The organism is Aquabacterium sp. T101 (assembly GCF_057219775.1).
In genome coordinates, this window is sequence record NZ_JBXVVZ010000001.1 from 1,240,231 (window position 1) to 1,255,025 (window position 14,795).

Annotated in this window: 16 protein-coding genes; 8 read left to right on the forward strand and 8 right to left on the reverse strand. The window is 71.3% G+C overall.

The window, feature by feature from the left end:
- Positions 1-16 precede the first annotated feature (16 nt).
- Positions 17-907, forward strand: a complete 891-nt coding sequence (locus AC2EAQ_RS05860; protein ID WP_484640881.1) for a DUF6502 family protein — start codon at positions 17-19, stop codon at positions 905-907.
- The gene (locus AC2EAQ_RS05865; protein WP_484640882.1) at positions 904-2,094 is read left to right on the forward strand and encodes a DUF5666 domain-containing protein; all 1,191 of its coding nucleotides are present in this window, start codon (positions 904-906) and stop codon (positions 2,092-2,094) included. Before AC2EAQ_RS05860 ends, AC2EAQ_RS05865 begins: the two co-directional genes overlap by 4 nt.
- Before the next feature lie 19 nt (positions 2,095-2,113).
- Here AC2EAQ_RS05865 and AC2EAQ_RS05870 read toward each other — a convergent pair whose 3' ends face one another.
- The 4 genes from AC2EAQ_RS05870 to AC2EAQ_RS05885 form a co-directional block, all read right to left on the reverse strand.
- Positions 2,114-4,390: a RelA/SpoT family protein gene (locus tag AC2EAQ_RS05870; RefSeq protein WP_484640884.1), complete on the reverse strand. Its 2,277-nt coding sequence runs from the start codon at positions 4,388-4,390 to the stop codon at positions 2,114-2,116.
- A 78-nt stretch (positions 4,391-4,468) separates the two neighbouring features.
- Complete coding sequence (gene rpoZ, locus AC2EAQ_RS05875; RefSeq protein ID WP_484640887.1) at positions 4,469-4,675, reverse strand: DNA-directed RNA polymerase subunit omega; 207 nt, start codon at positions 4,673-4,675, stop codon at positions 4,469-4,471.
- 15 nt (positions 4,676-4,690) lie between these two features.
- Positions 4,691-5,311 (reverse strand): guanylate kinase, encoded by a 621-nt coding sequence (gene gmk, locus AC2EAQ_RS05880; RefSeq protein WP_484640888.1) that lies wholly within the window; start codon positions 5,309-5,311, stop codon positions 4,691-4,693.
- Between the two features lie 8 nt (positions 5,312-5,319).
- Positions 5,320-6,240 (reverse strand): YicC/YloC family endoribonuclease, encoded by a 921-nt coding sequence (locus tag AC2EAQ_RS05885; RefSeq protein ID WP_484640889.1) that lies wholly within the window; start codon positions 6,238-6,240, stop codon positions 5,320-5,322.
- Between the two features lie 34 nt (positions 6,241-6,274).
- Here AC2EAQ_RS05885 and AC2EAQ_RS05890 point away from each other — a divergent pair, with 34 nt between their 5' ends.
- The 5 genes from AC2EAQ_RS05890 to hemW are packed head-to-tail and all read left to right on the forward strand — an operon-like array spanning position 6,275 to position 10,741.
- The gene (locus AC2EAQ_RS05890) at positions 6,275-7,243 is read left to right on the forward strand and encodes a serine/threonine protein kinase (RefSeq protein WP_484640890.1); all 969 of its coding nucleotides are present in this window, start codon (positions 6,275-6,277) and stop codon (positions 7,241-7,243) included.
- A gap of 6 nt (positions 7,244-7,249) precedes the next feature.
- The gene (locus AC2EAQ_RS05895) at positions 7,250-8,167 is read left to right on the forward strand and encodes a PP2C family protein-serine/threonine phosphatase (protein ID WP_484640892.1); all 918 of its coding nucleotides are present in this window, start codon (positions 7,250-7,252) and stop codon (positions 8,165-8,167) included.
- Positions 8,167-8,913, forward strand: a complete 747-nt coding sequence (rph, locus tag AC2EAQ_RS05900; protein ID WP_484640893.1) for a ribonuclease PH — start codon at positions 8,167-8,169, stop codon at positions 8,911-8,913. Before AC2EAQ_RS05895 ends, rph begins: the two co-directional genes overlap by 1 nt.
- Positions 8,910-9,551 (forward strand): non-canonical purine NTP pyrophosphatase, encoded by a 642-nt coding sequence (locus AC2EAQ_RS05905; RefSeq protein WP_484640894.1) that lies wholly within the window; start codon positions 8,910-8,912, stop codon positions 9,549-9,551. The genes rph and AC2EAQ_RS05905 overlap by 4 nt, the downstream gene beginning before the upstream one ends.
- A complete protein-coding gene (hemW, locus tag AC2EAQ_RS05910; protein ID WP_484640895.1) occupies positions 9,548-10,741 on the forward strand; it encodes a radical SAM family heme chaperone HemW in 1,194 nt (397 codons plus the stop codon). Before AC2EAQ_RS05905 ends, hemW begins: the two co-directional genes overlap by 4 nt.
- On the opposite strand, the gene AC2EAQ_RS05915 is transcribed toward hemW, so the two are convergent.
- Complete coding sequence (locus AC2EAQ_RS05915; RefSeq protein ID WP_484640896.1) at positions 10,647-11,663, reverse strand: LysR substrate-binding domain-containing protein; 1,017 nt, start codon at positions 11,661-11,663, stop codon at positions 10,647-10,649. The two genes, hemW and AC2EAQ_RS05915, sit on opposite strands and share 95 nt — an antisense overlap.
- A 101-nt stretch (positions 11,664-11,764) precedes the next feature.
- Between AC2EAQ_RS05915 and AC2EAQ_RS05920 the strand changes: the two genes are divergently transcribed.
- The gene (locus AC2EAQ_RS05920; protein WP_484640897.1) at positions 11,765-12,043 is read left to right on the forward strand and encodes a hypothetical protein; all 279 of its coding nucleotides are present in this window, start codon (positions 11,765-11,767) and stop codon (positions 12,041-12,043) included.
- Positions 12,044-12,051: 8 nt separating this feature from the next.
- On the opposite strand, the gene AC2EAQ_RS05925 is transcribed toward AC2EAQ_RS05920, so the two are convergent.
- The 3 genes from AC2EAQ_RS05925 to AC2EAQ_RS05935 are packed head-to-tail and all read right to left on the reverse strand — an operon-like array spanning position 12,052 to position 14,642.
- Entirely contained in the window at positions 12,052-13,155 is a 1,104-nt protein-coding gene (locus AC2EAQ_RS05925; RefSeq protein WP_484640898.1) for a protein-glutamate methylesterase/protein-glutamine glutaminase, read from the reverse strand.
- Between the two features lie 9 nt (positions 13,156-13,164).
- On the reverse strand, positions 13,165-13,806 hold the full coding sequence (gene cheD, locus AC2EAQ_RS05930; protein ID WP_484640899.1) for a chemoreceptor glutamine deamidase CheD: 642 nt from the start codon (positions 13,804-13,806) through the stop codon (positions 13,165-13,167).
- Positions 13,803-14,642, reverse strand: coding sequence for a CheR family methyltransferase (locus AC2EAQ_RS05935; RefSeq protein ID WP_484640900.1), 840 nt, complete (start codon positions 14,640-14,642; stop codon positions 13,803-13,805). Before AC2EAQ_RS05935 ends, cheD begins: the two co-directional genes overlap by 4 nt.
- Between the last annotated feature and the right edge of the window lie 153 nt (positions 14,643-14,795).

Below are 14,795 nucleotides of genomic sequence, written 5' to 3' on the forward strand. Positions count from 1 at the left end.
GCCCTAACATCGTTCGATGTCCGAGCCCGACGCAGACCTGCCGGCCGACGCCGCCCTCCAGGCGGCGTTGGCCCGGCTGCTCGCGCCGCTGGCCCGGCTGGTCGTGGCGCGCGGGCTGCCGTTCGCCGTCGTCGACGAGATGCTGCGCCGCGCCGTCGTGAACGAGGCGCATGCCGCCCACCCGGGTCTGCCGGAGCACCGGCGCGCCAGCCGCGTCAGCGCGAGCACGGGGCTCAACCGCCGCGAGGTGAACCGCCTGTTGGCCGCGCGGGCCGAGGCCGACGGCGCAACGTCGGCGCCGCCGCGGTCGCCGGCCGCCGCCGTGTTTGCGCACTGGCGCGCCGCGCCCGCCTACCGCTCGCCCGACGGCAAGCCGCTCGCGCTGCCGCGCGTCGGCGCTGCGCCGAGCTTCGAGTCGCTGGCGCAGGAAGTCACCCGCGACGTGCATCCGCGCGCCCTGCTCGAGGAACTGCTGCGGCTCGACCTGGCCCGGCACGACCTGGCCGACGACACCGTCGCGCTGACGCGGCAGGCCTTCGTGCCGCGCGGCGACAGCGAGCGCATGACCCAGTGGATGGGCGCCAACGTGGGCGACCATCTCGAGGCGGCGGTGGCCAACCTGCTGGGCAGCGACCCGGCCCACTTCGAGCAGGCCATCGCCGCGGGCAACCTGTCTGCCGAGTCGGTCGCCCAGGTCCGGCCGCTGCTGCAGTCCCACTGGCAGCGCCTGACCGATGAACTCGTGCCCCTGCTCGAAACGCTGATCGAGCAGGACGCCGGTCGCGGCACGCCGGCCCCGCACCGGGTGCGCCTGGGCCTGTACGGCTTCGACGACGCGCCGCGCGGCGCCGCAACCCCCTCCCCAGCCAGGGCCCGCCTCGCGAGCCCGCGAAAGACCAAGCCATGAACCTGCATCGAAACCTGGGCGCCTTCCGGGCGCTGGCGCTGTCCCTGCTGCTCGCGGCCTGCGGCGGCGGCGTCGAGACCGGCGGCACCGGGGCGACCGGCACCTTCGTCGAGGGGCCCGTCAGCGGATTCGGCTCGGTCATCGTCGACGGCATCCGCTTCGACGAGTCGGGCGCGACCATCGAGGACGCCGACGGCAGCGTGCGCCGCCGCGACGAGCTTCGCCTGGGCATGCGGCTGGAGGTGGTCGCGGGCACGGTCGGCAACGACGCCGACGGTGGCCGCAGCGCCACGGCCACGCGGGTGCGCATCGGCACCGACCTGCTGGGGCCGGTGACGTTCGCCGATGCCGGCGGCAACCTGATCAGCGTCCTCGGCCAGGTGGTTCGCGTCACACCGGCGACCGTGCTCGACGGCCTGCCGGGCGGACTCTCCGCCATCGCCCTGGGCGACGTGGTCGAGGTGCACGGGTTCCTCGACCCCGGCGTGCTGGTCGACCGCCTCGTCGCCACGCGCATCGAGCGGCGTGCCACCCTGCCGCCCCGGTTCCTGGTGCGGGGCCCGGCGCGCGACATCGACACCGCTGCGCGTACCTTGCGACTGGGCGGACAGACCTTCGATCTGGCGTCGACCGGCGTGCCGGCCGGGCTCGTCGCGGGGCAGGTGGTGCGGCTGCGCGTGCAGACGGCGCAGGTGGCGGGCCGCTGGCCGGTGGCCGCGATCGTGGTCGAGTCGCGCCAGCTCGACGACCGCGACGAGGCCGGCATCGAGGGCGTGATCACGGCCCTGACGAGCGTCACGCAGTTCAGTCTGAACGGCATTGCCGTGGACGCCACGCAGGCGCGCTTCGAGGACGGCACGGCCGGCATCGTCCAGGGCGCACGGGTCAAGGTGCGCGGGCGCGCCGAGGGTGGGGTGCTGCGGGCCAGCGAGGTCGACCTGCGGTCCGACGACGACGCGCGCAACGACGGCGTCGACCTGCGCGACCGCATCACCGCGCTGGACACGGTGGCGCGCACCTTCGTCGTGCGCGGCGTGACGGTGTTCTACGGCACGACGCCGGCGCCGCGCTACGACAACGGCAGCGAGGCCAGCCTGGCCAACGACGTTCGGGTGCGGGTGCGGGCCGTGCTGTCGGCCGATCGCACGCGGGTCGAGGCCTCGCGCATCGAGTTCCTGGGCGGCTGAGGGAGCCGCCGCCGGCGCCTCAGCCCTTGACCCGGGCCACCTTCAGGACCGATGGGGCGCGCCGCAGGGTGCGCAGCGCATCGGCCAGATGCTGCCGGTCGCGCACCGCCAGCGTCAGCCGCAGCTCGGTGGTCTCAGCGGCCTTCTCCGAGCCCATGTCGATGTGCGTGATGTCGGTTTCGGTCGCGCTCACCGCCGCCGCCACGCGCGCCAGCACGCCCTTGCCGTTCTTCACCAGCACGAGCACCTGGGCGTCGAACGGGCGCACCGGCTGCTCCGACCATTCCACCGGCAGCCAGCGCTCGCTGTCGCGCTCGTAGAGCCGCTTGCCGACGGTGCAGTCGGCGGTGTGCACGGTGAGGCCCTCGCCGCGGCCGAGGTAGCCGACGATGTCGTCGCCCGGGATCGGGTGGCAGCAGGCGGCCAGCTGGATCGACGCCCCCTCGCTGCCGTCGATCACGACATGCCCCTGCTGCGCCGGTTCGTCGGCGGCGCCGAAGTGGCGCAGCGACAGCGTCACCGCGTCGGGGCGCTTCTCGCCGCGCTCGGCCATCAGGTGCGCCAGCCGCTTGGCCACGATCGAGGCGATCTTGCGGCCGACGCCGATGTCCACCATCAGCTCCCCGCGATTGCGATTGCCGCTCCAGCGCGTCAGCAGCTGCCACACCGCCGCCGCCGCCTCGTTGCCCGGGTCCGCGGACGGCATCAGCAGGCCCTCGCTGCGCAGGCTCTGCGCCAGCAGCCGCTCGCCCAGCGCGCGCGACTCTTCCAGTTCCATCGTCTTCAGGTGGTGACGGATCTTGGCGCGGGCGCGGCCGGTGCGCACGAAGTTGAGCCAGCCCGGATTGGGGCGCGCGCCCGGTGCGGTGGTGATCTCGACCACGTCGCCGCTCTTGAGCTCGGTGCGCAGCGCCACCGCCTCGCCGTTGACGGCCGCCGCCACGCAATGGTCGCCCACGTCGGAGTGGATCGCGTAGGCGAAGTCCACCGGCGTGGCACCGCGCGGCAGCGCCAGGATCTTGGACTTGGGCGTGAACACGTACACCGCGTCGGGGTACAGGTCGATCTTGACGTGCTCCAGGAACTCGGCCGCGTCGCGCGTGTCGTCCTGGATGTCGATCAGGCTCTTGAGCACCGTGGCCCCGAGGCGCTGCGCATCGTCGTGCCGGGTGCCCTTGACCTTGTACATCCAGTGCGCCGCGATGCCGCTCTCGGCCACGGCATGCATCGGCTCGGTGCGGATCTGGAACTCCACCGCCGTGCCGAGCGGGCTGACCAGCGTGGTGTGCAGCGACTGGTAGCCGTTGGCCTTGGGGATGGCGATGTAGTCCTTGAAGCGGCCGGGCAGCGGCTTGTAGAGCTGGTGCAGCACACCCAGCGCGAGATAGCAGTCCTGCAGCGTCGGCACCACCACGCGGAAGCCGAACAGGTCGGTGACGTTGGCGAAGGGCAGATGCTTGTCGCGCATCTTGCGGAAGATCGAATACACGGTCTTCTCGCGGCTGTGCAGCTGCACCTTCAGCTTGGCCGCCGCGAAGGCCTGGGTCACCTCGCGCTGCACGCGGTCGACGATATCGCGGCGGGTGCCGCGCGCCTTGCCCAGCGCCTTGGCCAGCGCCCGGTGGCGCCATGGATAGAGCTGCTCGAACGACAGCTCCTGCAGCTCGCGGTAGATCTGGTTCAGGCCGAGGCGGTGCGCGATCGGCGCGTAGATGTCCAGCGTCTCGCGGGCAATGCGGCCGCGCTTTTCCGGCGCCATCGCCGACAGCGTGCGCATGTTGTGCAGGCGGTCGGCCAGCTTGACGAGGATCACGCGCACGTCGCGCGCCATCGCCAGCAGCATCTTGCGGAACGACTCCGCCTGCGACTCTTCACGGGTGGAGAAGTGCAGCTTGTCGAGCTTGGTCAGGCCGTCGACCAGCTCGGCCGTCGGCGCGCCGAAGCGCTCGATCAGCTCGGGCTTGGTGACGCCGCAGTCCTCCATCGCGTCGTGCATCAGGGCGGCCATCACCGCCTGCACGTCGAGCTTCCAGTCGGCCACCAGCCCCGCCACGGCGATCGGGTGCGTGATGTAGGGCTGGCCGCTGGCGCGGAACTGGCCGAGGTGGGCCTCGTCGGCGAACTTGTAGGCCTCGCGCACCTGGCGCAGCTCGGCCTTGGACAGGTAGCCGAGCTTTTCCGTCAGCGCGGCGAAGTCGTTGGCTTCCGGGCGCGGCACGGCCGCACTCGGCCGGTCGCGGCCCGGTTGGAGCAGCGCGGTCGGCAGCAGTTCGGCGGCGAGAGATCGGAAGCCCACGGCCGCTATGGTCCCACAAACAAAAACAAAGGGCGCCCCATGGGGCGCCCTGTGGCGGGAAAGACGGCGCTCAGGCGGTCAGATCGGCACCTTGCGCAGCATCTCCAGGCCCACCTGGCCGGCGGCGATCTCGCGCAGCGCGGTCACGCCCGGCTTGTTGCCGCGCGACTCGATCTTCGGCGCATGGCCCTGGCTGAGCATGCGGGCGCGGTAGGTCGCGGCCAGCACCAGCTGGAAGCGGTTCGGCACCTTCTCGAGGCAGTCTTCGACGGTGATGCGGGCCATGGGGATCCTTGCGGTTCAGTCGATGTTCAAGGCCGCGAACACGGCGGACTTGTTGCGCAGCTGCGCGGCGTACTTCAGGCGTTGGGAGTGGACCACGGTCTTCAGATCGAAAAGCGCGGTCTCGAAGAGGGCGTTGATTATAACGAAGTCGAACTCGCGGGCGTGGGGCACCTCGAGGCGGGCATTGGCCAGGCGCTGCTCAATCACCTCCGGCCGGTCCTCGCCGCGGCGCTTCAGGCGCTGCTCCAGCTCGGCCCAGGAAGGCGGCAGGATGAAGATCGTCACGGTCTGGGGGAACAGCCGCTTGATCTGCTGCGCGCCCTGCCAGTCGATCTCCAGCACCACGTCCTCGCCCCGCTCCAGGCGCTCCTGGATCGCCTTGCGCGACGTGCCGTACAGGCGGCCGTGGACCTGGGCCCACTCGAAGAACTCGTCCCGGGCGACCATGGCGCGGAACTCCGCCTCGTCGACGAACCAGTACTCGCGGCCGTGCTGCTCCTGGCCGCGCGGCGCCCGGGTGGTGTGCGACACCGACACCGCGAGGTGCGAGTCCAGCTCCAGCAGGGCCTTGACCAGGCTGGACTTGCCGGCCCCGCTAGGGGCCGCCACGACGAAAAGGTTGCCGGGTGTTTCCATGGCGCACGCTACTCGATGTTCTGGACCTGCTCGCGCATCTGCTCGATGGCCACCTTCATGTCCACCGACACCGCCGTCAGCTCGAGCGCGGCGGACTTGGCACCCAGGGTGTTGGCCTCGCGGTGGAGTTCCTGGATCAGGAAGTCCAGCCGCTTACCCAGCTCGCCGCCGGCCTTGAGCAGCCGCTCGATCTCGTCCAGGTGCGACGCCAGGCGGGCCAGCTCCTCGGCCACGTCGATGCGGATGGCGAACGCCGCCGCCTCGTTGAGCGCGCGCTCCTGCAGCGCCTGGGTCGGCACGCTGCCGGCGGCGCCGCTGGCGGCCAGGGCCTCGTTCCATCGCTCCAGGAACCGGTCGCGTTGCTTGCGCACCACCTCGGGCACCAGCGGCGCGGCGCGGGCGGCCAGCACGCGCAGCTGGGCCACGCGCTCCAGCAGCACCGCCGCCAGCCGGGCGCCCTCGCGCTCGCGGGCGGCACGCAGGGCCTGCAGCGCCTGGCGCGCGGCGGCCAGTGCGGCCTCGTCCTGCGGCTCGTCGGCGCCGGCCCCCCGGCACCACTGAAGCGCCTCGTGCACCGTGAGCCCGGTCGCCTTGGGCAGCCAGCCCTGGACCATCGCCTCGGTCCGCGCCAGGCGCAGCAGCGCCTCGGGCCCGGGTGTCGGCAGCTCCGCGCCGCCCTCGCGCGACGGCGCCAGGCGCAGCTCGACCTTGCCCCGCTTGACCGAGGCGCCCACCAGCTCGCGCAGGGCGGGCTCCAGGGCGCGCCACTCGTCGGGCAGCTTCAGGGACAGATCCAGGAAGCGGCCGTTGACCGACCGCACCTCGGCATTGACGGCCGGCCGGGACGCCGTGGCGCCGGGTGTGCCGTCTGCCCGCAAAGCCGCGCCAACACTGGCGCTGGCGTAACCGGTCATGCTGTAGACTGACATCGAACCCCGAGCTGACAAGCAAACCCGAACGATTATGTCAAAGCCCAAACCCGCCCCGTTGCCCGCGGGCACCGTGGTCGGCGGCTACCAGGTCGTCAAGAAACTGGCAGCAGGGGGCTTCGGGGTCGTCTACCTCGCCGAGGACGACGACCGGCGCCTCGTGGCGCTCAAGGAGTACCTGCCCGCGTCGCTGGCCGAGCGCTCGCCCGGCGAACTCACGCCGCGCGTCAAGCCGGACAAGCTGCCGCTGTACCGCCTGGGCCTGAAGAGCTTCTTCGAGGAAGGCCGCAGCCTCGCGCAGATCAGCCACCCGAGCGTGGTCTCGGTGCTGAACTTCTTCCGCGAGAACGAGACCGTCTACATGGTGATGAACTACCTGCAGGGCGACACCCTGCAGGACTTCATCGTCACCGCGCGCGACCTCAAGCGTGACAAGGTGTTTCGCGAATCCACGATCCGCAGCCTGTTCGACGAGATCCTGCGCGGCCTGCGCATCGTGCACCAGCACAAGATGCTCCACCTGGACATCAAGCCGGCCAACATCTTCATCACCAACGACAACAAGGCGGTGCTGCTGGACTTCGGCGCCGCGCGCGAGGTGCTGAGCAAGGAAGGCAACTTCATCCGCCCGATGTACACGCCGGGCTTTGCCGCGCCTGAGATGTATCGCCGAGACGGCAGCCTAGGCCCCTGGACCGACATCTACGCCATCGGCGCCTGCATCTACGCCTGCATGCAGGGCTATCCGCCCAACGACGCGCCGCAGCGCATCGAGAAGGACCGCCTCGCGCTGTCGCTGTCCCGGCTGCGCAACGTGTACTCGGACAACCTCATCGAGGTCACCGAGTGGTGCATGTCGCTCGACCCGCTGTCGCGCCCGCAGAGCGTGTTCGCGCTGCAGAAGGAACTGGCCCGCGAGACCGAGCGCCGCTACACCAAGCTCAGCTTCAGCGAGCGCCTGAAGCTGCAGCTCGAGAACCTCAAGACGGGCGCCAAGGCCTGATCCGCAGTGCAGTTCAGCGTCTACCAGGTCAGCCGCAAGGGCGGCCGCGAGAAGAACGAAGACCGGATGGGCTACTGCTACACGCGGGACGCCGGTCTGTTCGCGCTGGCCGACGGCATGGGCGGCCACCCCGAAGGCGAGGTGGCCTCGCAGCTGGCGCTGCAGACCATGGCGGCGCTGTTCCAGCGCGACGCCAAGCCCACGCTCGACGACCCGCTGCGCTTCCTGCACGACGCCATCATCGCCGGCCACCACCAGCTGCTGCGCTACGCCACCGAGAAGGCGCTGATGGACACGCCGCGCACCACCATCGTGGCCTGCGTGCTGCAGGGTGACGCCGCCTACTGGGCCCATTGCGGCGACTCGCGCCTGTACCTCGTGCGCGAGGGCAAGCTGATCGCCCGCACCCGCGACCACAGCTACTCCGAACTCCAGGAGACGCTGTCGCACGTGGTCCCGATGGGCGAGAAATTCAACCGCAACGTGCTCTTCACCTGCCTGGGCAGCCCCGGCAAGCCGGTGGTGGACACCGCGGGGCCGCTGCTGCTGCACAGCGGCGACCGCGTGCTGCTGTGCTCCGACGGCCTGTGGGGCAGCGTGTCCGACGCCGAGATCGCCGAGCAGCTGGCGCAGCGCACCATCTCCGACGCCGTGCCCGAGCTGGTGGAGCGCGCGCTGCGCCACGCCGGCGCCAAGAGCGACAACGTCACCGTGCTGGCCGCCGAATGGGAAGCGGCCGAGGACAACGACAGCAAGAGCGGCATTTCCACGCAGAGCCTGGGCGAGGAGGTCTTCGCCTCCACCATCCAGGCCGGCGTGGCCGTCGGCAACCTGCCGACCGACGAGCTGGACGAGGCGGAAATCGAGCGTTCGATCAAGGAGATCAACGACGCGATCCGCCGCTCCAACGAGAAGAAATCCTGATGAGTTCCACGTTCGAGCGCAGCGCGTCCCGCGCCGCGGACGCCCTGCGTCCGCTGACCATCCGCCGCGGCTTCACCAAGCATGCCGAGGGCTCGGTGCTGATCGCCTTCGGCGACACGCAGGTGCTGTGCACCGCCTCGGTCGAGGACAAGGTGCCGCCGCACAAGCGCGGCTCGGGCGAAGGCTGGGTCACGGCCGAATACGGCATGCTGCCGCGCGCCACCCACACCCGCGGCGACCGCGAGGCCGCGCGCGGCAAGCAGAGCGGCCGCACGCAGGAGATCCAGCGCCTGATCGGCCGCTCGCTGCGCGCGGTGTTCGACCTGCGCGCACTCGGCGAGCGCACGATCACGCTCGACTGCGACGTGCTGCAGGCCGACGGCGGCACGCGCACCGCGGCCATCACCGGCGCCTTCGTGGCGGCGCACGACGCGGTGTCGGTGCTGCTGGCCCAAGGCAAGCTCGCCGCCAGCCCGATCCGCGACCATGTCGCCGCGGTGTCGGTGGGCATCGTGCAGGGCGTACCGCTGCTGGACCTCGAGTACACCGAGGACTCCGCCTGCGACACCGACATGAACGTCGTGATGACCGGCGCCGGCCACTTCGTCGAGGTGCAGGGCACCGCCGAGGGCACGGCGTTCTCGCGCGCCCAGATGGACGCGCTGCTCGGCCTGGCCACGCGCGGCATCGCCGACCTGGTGAGCGCCCAGAAGGCCGCCCTGGCCCGCCCCCCGGAAGCGTCGTGAAGCTGGTGCTGGCGTCCAACAACGCCAAGAAGCTCGCGGAACTGCAGGCCCTGTTCGCCGGCCTCCCTCTTGAACTCGTGTCGCAGAGGGCGCTGGGCGTGACCGAGGCCGAGGAGCCGCACCACACCTTCGTCGAGAACGCTCTGGCCAAGGCACGCCATGCGGCGCGCGCCACGGGCCTGCCCGCGATCGCCGACGACTCGGGCCTGTGCGTGGACGCGCTGGGCGGCGCGCCGGGCGTGCAGTCGGCGGTATACGCACCGATGCCGGCCACGGCCCCCGGGGCCGACCGCGAGGCCCTGCGCCGGGCGCAGGACAGCGCCAACAACGCACGGCTGCTGGAGCGCCTGCGCGGCGTGACCGACCGGCGCTGCCGCTTCGTCAGCACCCTGGTGGCGCTGCGCCATGCCGACGACCCCGAGCCGCTGTTGGCGTTCGGCCGCTGGGAAGCCACGCTGCTGACCGCACCGCGCGGCAGCGGCGGTTTCGGCTACGACCCGTTGGTGTGGATCGACGCGCTGGGCACCAGCGTGGCCGAACTGGCCCCCGAGGCCAAAAACCGCGTCAGTCACCGCGCCCTGGCCGCCGGCCAGATGCGTTCGCTGATGCGCGAGGTGTGGCTGCGGGCCGCGCCGTGACCACGGCACCGATCCGCCTTCACCGGCCCGGCAGCGTCAGCCTGACCGCGCTGCCGCCGCTGTCGCTGTACGTGCACCTGCCGTGGTGCCTGCGCAAGTGCCCGTACTGCGACTTCAACAGCCACGAGCGGGCCGGTGCCCTGCCCGAGGCGGCCTATGTCGACGCGCTCAGGGCAGACCTCGAAACTGCCCTGCCCCGGGTGTGGGGCCGCCGCGTGCACAGCGTGTTCATCGGCGGCGGCACGCCGAGCCTGTTCTCGCCCGCCGCCATCGAGCGCCTGCTGGCCGACGTGCGCGCGCGGCTGCCGCTCGAGCCGGGCTGCGAGATCACGCTCGAGGCCAACCCCGGCACCTTCGAGCGCGAGCGCTTCCATGCCTTCCGGGCCGCGGGTGTCACGCGGCTGTCGGTGGGGGTGCAGAGCTTCGACGACGCGATGCTCGGGGCCATCGGCCGCGTCCATGACGCCGCGCAGGCGAGGGCCGCGGTGGCGGAAGCGCGCGAGGCCTTCGACACCTTCAACATCGACCTGATGTACGCCCTGCCCGGCCAGACGCTGGCGCATCTGGCCGCCGACCTCGACACCGCGCTGGGCTTCGAGCCGCCGCACCTGTCGATCTATCACCTGACGGTGGAGCCGAACACGGCCTTCGCCGTGGCGCCTCCCGCGCTGCCCGACGCCGACCTGGCCAGCGACATGCTCGACCTGATCGCGCAGCGCACCGGGGCCGCTGGACTGTCGCGATACGAGGTGTCGGCCTTCGCGCGCACGGGCCATCGCTGCCGGCACAACCTCAACTACTGGCAGTTCGGCGACTACCTCGGCATCGGGGCCGGCGCCCACTCCAAGCTGAGCTTTCCCGACGGTGTACGGCGCCAGGTGCGCTGGCGCGAGCCGTCGATGTACATGCAGCGTGCCCTGGCCGGCGAGGCGGTCTCCAACGAGCACGAGGTCGGGCCCGCGCAGCTGCCGGGCGAGTTCATGATGAACGTGCTGCGCCTGGCCGAAGGCTTCGACGCGGCGTGGCTGCCCGAGCGCACGGGGCTGGCGTGGCCGCTGCTGGAAGCCCCGCTGCAGCAGGCCCGTCAGCGAGGTCTCATCGAGCCGGTCGAGGACGCTTCCGGGCCGCGCTGGCGCCCGACGCCGAAAGGCTTCGACTTCCTGAGCGACCTGCAGGCGCTGTTCCTCTAGGGCCCTGGCGCGCTGCGTCCAGTTCGCGCTGTGACCGCGCCAGTTCGTCATACAGCCACTGGCGAAAGGCCTGCAACGGCGGCCAGTCACGCAAGGCCGGTGGGAACACGAGCCAGTAGGCAAAGCCTTCCTCCTGTGCCAGCGCCAGCGGGGACAGCCTGACGAGCCGGCCATCGCGCAAGGCGTCGGCGGCGAGGATCTCGCGCGCCAGCGTCAGCCCGAGGTTCTGCTCGGCCGCCTGCAGCATCAGCCCGGCATCGTTGAACGATGCGACCGGATTGACGCGCGTGCGCACGCCCGCCAGCGCAAACCAGCGCTGCCACATCGCGGCGCTGCCCAGCAGGGGCTCGTCGGCCAGCGCAGCGGGTGTGGCATCGCGCAGGCGGTGCGCCGCCTCGGGCGAACCCAGCACGATCATCGGCGAGTCGGTCAGACACACCGCCTCGAGATCGCGCCACTGCCCGGCCCCCTGGCGCAGGGCGGCGTGAAAGCCCTCGCGCTGCAGGTCCACCACGTTCTGGGACGTGTGCAGCTCGACGCCGATGTCGGGGTGGCGCTCACGCCAGCGACCCATGCGCGGCAGCAGCCAGCGCTGCGCGAACGAGTTCAGCAGCGTCAGCCGGACGCGCTGCGCCTCGCTGCCGGCCGCGGCGGCGGCGGCGCGCAGGCCGTCGGCGAGCTGGTCGAGGGCCGGGTCCACGGCGCGCAGCAGTGCTGCGCCCGCCGGGTTGAGCACGATGCGGCGACCGCGACGATCGAACAGCTCGAACCCCACCTGCTGCTCCAGCAGCTTGATCTGCTGGCTGACCGCGCTGTGCGTGAGGTGCAGTTCCTCGGCGGCCGTGCGCAGGTGCCCCAGGCGCGCCACGGCCCTGAAGGCCGGCAGGGTGTGCAGCGGCAGGCGACGGTTCGGATCGGGCATATGGTCAGCATAGCTGACCAATTCATGCAGAACAAATCGATTTTCTGTCGGGTTTCCTATGAATATCCTGACCAGATCGCATTGCCGAACCGGAGCCCGCCATGCCGACCCGAAGCCTGCCTCAGGCAATCCCGCTGCACCGCGGCACGATGGCCACGCTCGCCGACGCCCTGGTCGCCGGCTGGAAGCGCTGGCGGCATGCGCGGCAGTCCGCTCGTCGCTGGCACGAGGCCGAACAGGCCGAGCGCGAGCTGAGGCTTTTGCATCCGCGGTCGCTGGCCGACATCGGCGCGCCCGAGGGCCTGGCGGGGCATCCGCGCTGGCCCCACGAACCCTGGGGGCCGGACACCGGCCGCCTGATGGACCTGCGCGGCGGCTGAGCGCGCCGTCAGACGCGGTGCGTGTTGGCGCCGGCGGTGGCGCGCAACCGCTCGAGCAGATGCGGCGCGATCTGCGCCAGCGGCAGCACCTCGTGCGCCGCGCCGTGAGCGATGGCCTCGCGCGGCATGCCGAACACGACGCAGGTGGCCTCGTCCTGGCACAGGTTGTAGGCACCCGCGTCGCGCATCGCACGCATGGCTCGCGCGCCGTCGGCCCCCATGCCGGTGAGCATGATGCCGAACGCATTGGGGCCCACCACGCGGGCGGCCGACTCGAACAGCACCTCGACCGACGGCTTGTGGCGGTTCACCGGCTCGCCGTCGCGCACGCGGGCCACGTAGTTGGCGCCCGAGCGCTCGACCGACAGATGCAGCCCGCCCGGAGCCAGGTAGGCGTGGCCGGGCAGCACGCGCTCGCCGTCCACCGCTTCCTTGACGCGGATGCGCGCCAGGCCGTCCAGGCGCCGTGCGTAGCTGGTGGTGAAGCCGGGCGGCATGTGCTGAGTGATCATCACCGCGGGGGCGTCGTGCGGCAGGCCCAGCAGCACTTCCTTGGTGGCCTCGGTGCCGCCGGTGGACGCGCCGATGAAGATGATCTTCTCCGTCGACAGGCGGCCCATCGCCGCCACCGCCGGCGGTGCCGCCACGCCGCCGCGCGCGGCCCCCTCGGCCGGCGCCGGGGCGGCCGGCGGCGCGCGCCGCACCTGGGAGCGCGACGCGATGCGGATCTTGTCGGTGATGTCCTCGGCCAGCTGGCGCATGCCGTCGGCCAGGCCGATCTTGGGCTTGGCAACGAAGTCCACCGCGCCCAGTTCCAGCGCACGCAGCGTCACGTCGGCGCCGCGCTCGGTCAGCGTGGACACCATCACCACCGGCGTCGGCCGCAGGCGCATCAGCTTGCCCAGGAAGTCGATGCCGTCCATGCGCGGCATCTCCACGTCGAGCGTGATCACGTCCGGGTTGGTGCTGCGGATGGTCTCGCGCGCCACGTAAGGGTCGGACGCGGTGCCCACGCAGGCCATGTCCGGCTGGCGATCGATGATCTCCTTGAGCAGGCTGCGCACCAGGGCCGAGTCGTCGACGACCACCACGCGAGTCTTGTTGGCTGCCACGACGACACCTCAGAACAGGTCGATGGATCCGCCGCCGGAACTGGCGGGCTGCACCTTTTGCGCCGCGGCGCGCTCCTGCGCCACGATCGCCTCGGGGTTGGCCGCCGCCAGGCGCTTGACCATGGCCCGGCCGCTGGCCGGCAGGAAGCACACCTTGCGCGGATAGATGTCGAGCACGTCCTTGCTGACCACCGCGATGCGTTCGGTCTTCAGGTAGTCGAGCACGAACTGGGTGTTGCGCTCGCCGACGTTGATCGAGGTCATGCCGGAGATCACGGCACCGCCGCCGAAGACCTTGGCTTCCATCGTGGTGCGCGAGGCGCCGCGCTTGATCAGCTCGTTGATCAGCAGTTCCATTGCATAGGAGCCGTAGCGTCCGCTGTCGCCCAGGCCGGAGCCGTCGGGCAGCATGAAGTGGTTCATGCCGCCGACCTTGCGCTCGCGGTCCCACAGGCAGGCGGCGATGCACGAGCCCAGCGTCGTCATGATCGCGATGTCCTCGTCGTGCACGAAGTACTCGCCGGGCAGCACCTTGACCGCGTCGGTCTTGAAGTGCGAGTCGTAGTAGAAGAAGCTGGCCTCGCCGGGGCGGCGCGGGGCGGCACGCAGGCGGTCGAGCCTGCTCGGGGCGGGGGCAAGGGCGGCGGTCACAGGCGCTCGTAGATGGTCTTGCCGCGCAGCCGGAACAGCGCGCGCGAGTCGGTGAAGTTCTCCGAATGGCCCACATAGAGCAGGCCGCCAGGTCGCATCGCGCCGTGGATCCGCTCCAGCACACGGCGCTGCGTGGGCCCGTCGAAGTAGATCATCACGTTGCGGCAGAACACCATGTCGAACGGCTCGCCGAAGGACCAGCTCGACGACATGAGATTGAAGGCGCGGAACTCCACCAGCCGCGCCAGCTCGGGCTTGGCGCGGATCGAGCCCTGGTTGGCGCCGGTGCCGCGCAGAAAGTGGCGCTTGAGCCGCTCCGGCGTCAGGCCGCGTGCACCGGCCTCGTAGACGCCGCGGCGCGCGGTGTCCAGCACATGGGTGTCGATGTCGGTGGCCAGCAGCGTCACCGACGCCTGCGGCCCCAGGGTCTCGGCCACCGTCATCAGGATCGAGTACGGCTCCTCGCCGGTGGACGCGGCGTTGCACCAGATGCGCAGCGGCCGGCCGGCGCGCTGGCGCAGGTCGTCGGCCAGGGCCGTGAAGTGATGGTCCTCGCGGAAGAAGGACGTCAGGTTGGTCGTCAGGCAGTTGACGAAGGCCTGCCACTCGGGGTCGGTCGGCGGATGCGACTCCAGCCACTGCAGGTAGTCGGCGAAGCTCGGGTGCCCGGTCTCGCGCAGCCGGCGCGACAGGCGGCTGTAGACCATGGCCTGCTTGCCCGGCTGCAGGTGGATGCCGGCTCGCTGGTAGATCAGCGAGCGCACCCGCTCGAAGTCGGCACCGGAGAAGACGAACTCCTGGTCGACGGGGGCGGAGGTGGCGAGGGCGAGGCTCATGAATCGGTCGGCGGGCGGGCTGGCGGGCGGAATCGGTCAGCGGCATCCAGTCTCCCGCCGTCGGGGGGTTCGCGACCCGCCGAACAAGCCCCCTAAAGCGAGCCAATTCGCCGTCGGTGCCGCCGACCCCACTGCTAGACTGCCCGGCACCTT

Coding starts and splice junctions, on each gene's coding strand:
- AC2EAQ_RS05860 (WP_484640881.1), top strand. CDS start 17: ATGTCCGAGCCCGACGCAGACCTGCCGGCCGACGCCGCCCTCCAGGCG.
- AC2EAQ_RS05865 (WP_484640882.1), top strand. CDS start 904: ATGAACCTGCATCGAAACCTGGGCGCCTTCCGGGCGCTGGCGCTGTCC.
- rpoZ (WP_484640887.1), bottom strand. CDS start 4,675: ATGGCCCGCATCACCGTCGAAGACTGCCTCGAGAAGGTGCCGAACCGC.
- gmk (WP_484640888.1), bottom strand. CDS start 5,311: ATGGAAACACCCGGCAACCTTTTCGTCGTGGCGGCCCCTAGCGGGGCC.
- AC2EAQ_RS05885 (WP_484640889.1), bottom strand. CDS start 6,240: ATGTCAGTCTACAGCATGACCGGTTACGCCAGCGCCAGTGTTGGCGCG.
- AC2EAQ_RS05890 (WP_484640890.1), top strand. CDS start 6,275: ATGTCAAAGCCCAAACCCGCCCCGTTGCCCGCGGGCACCGTGGTCGGC.
- rph (WP_484640893.1), top strand. CDS start 8,167: ATGAGTTCCACGTTCGAGCGCAGCGCGTCCCGCGCCGCGGACGCCCTG.
- AC2EAQ_RS05915 (WP_484640896.1), bottom strand. CDS start 11,663: ATGCCCGATCCGAACCGTCGCCTGCCGCTGCACACCCTGCCGGCCTTC.
- AC2EAQ_RS05920 (WP_484640897.1), top strand. CDS start 11,765: ATGCCGACCCGAAGCCTGCCTCAGGCAATCCCGCTGCACCGCGGCACG.
- AC2EAQ_RS05935 (WP_484640900.1), bottom strand. CDS start 14,642: ATGAGCCTCGCCCTCGCCACCTCCGCCCCCGTCGACCAGGAGTTCGTC.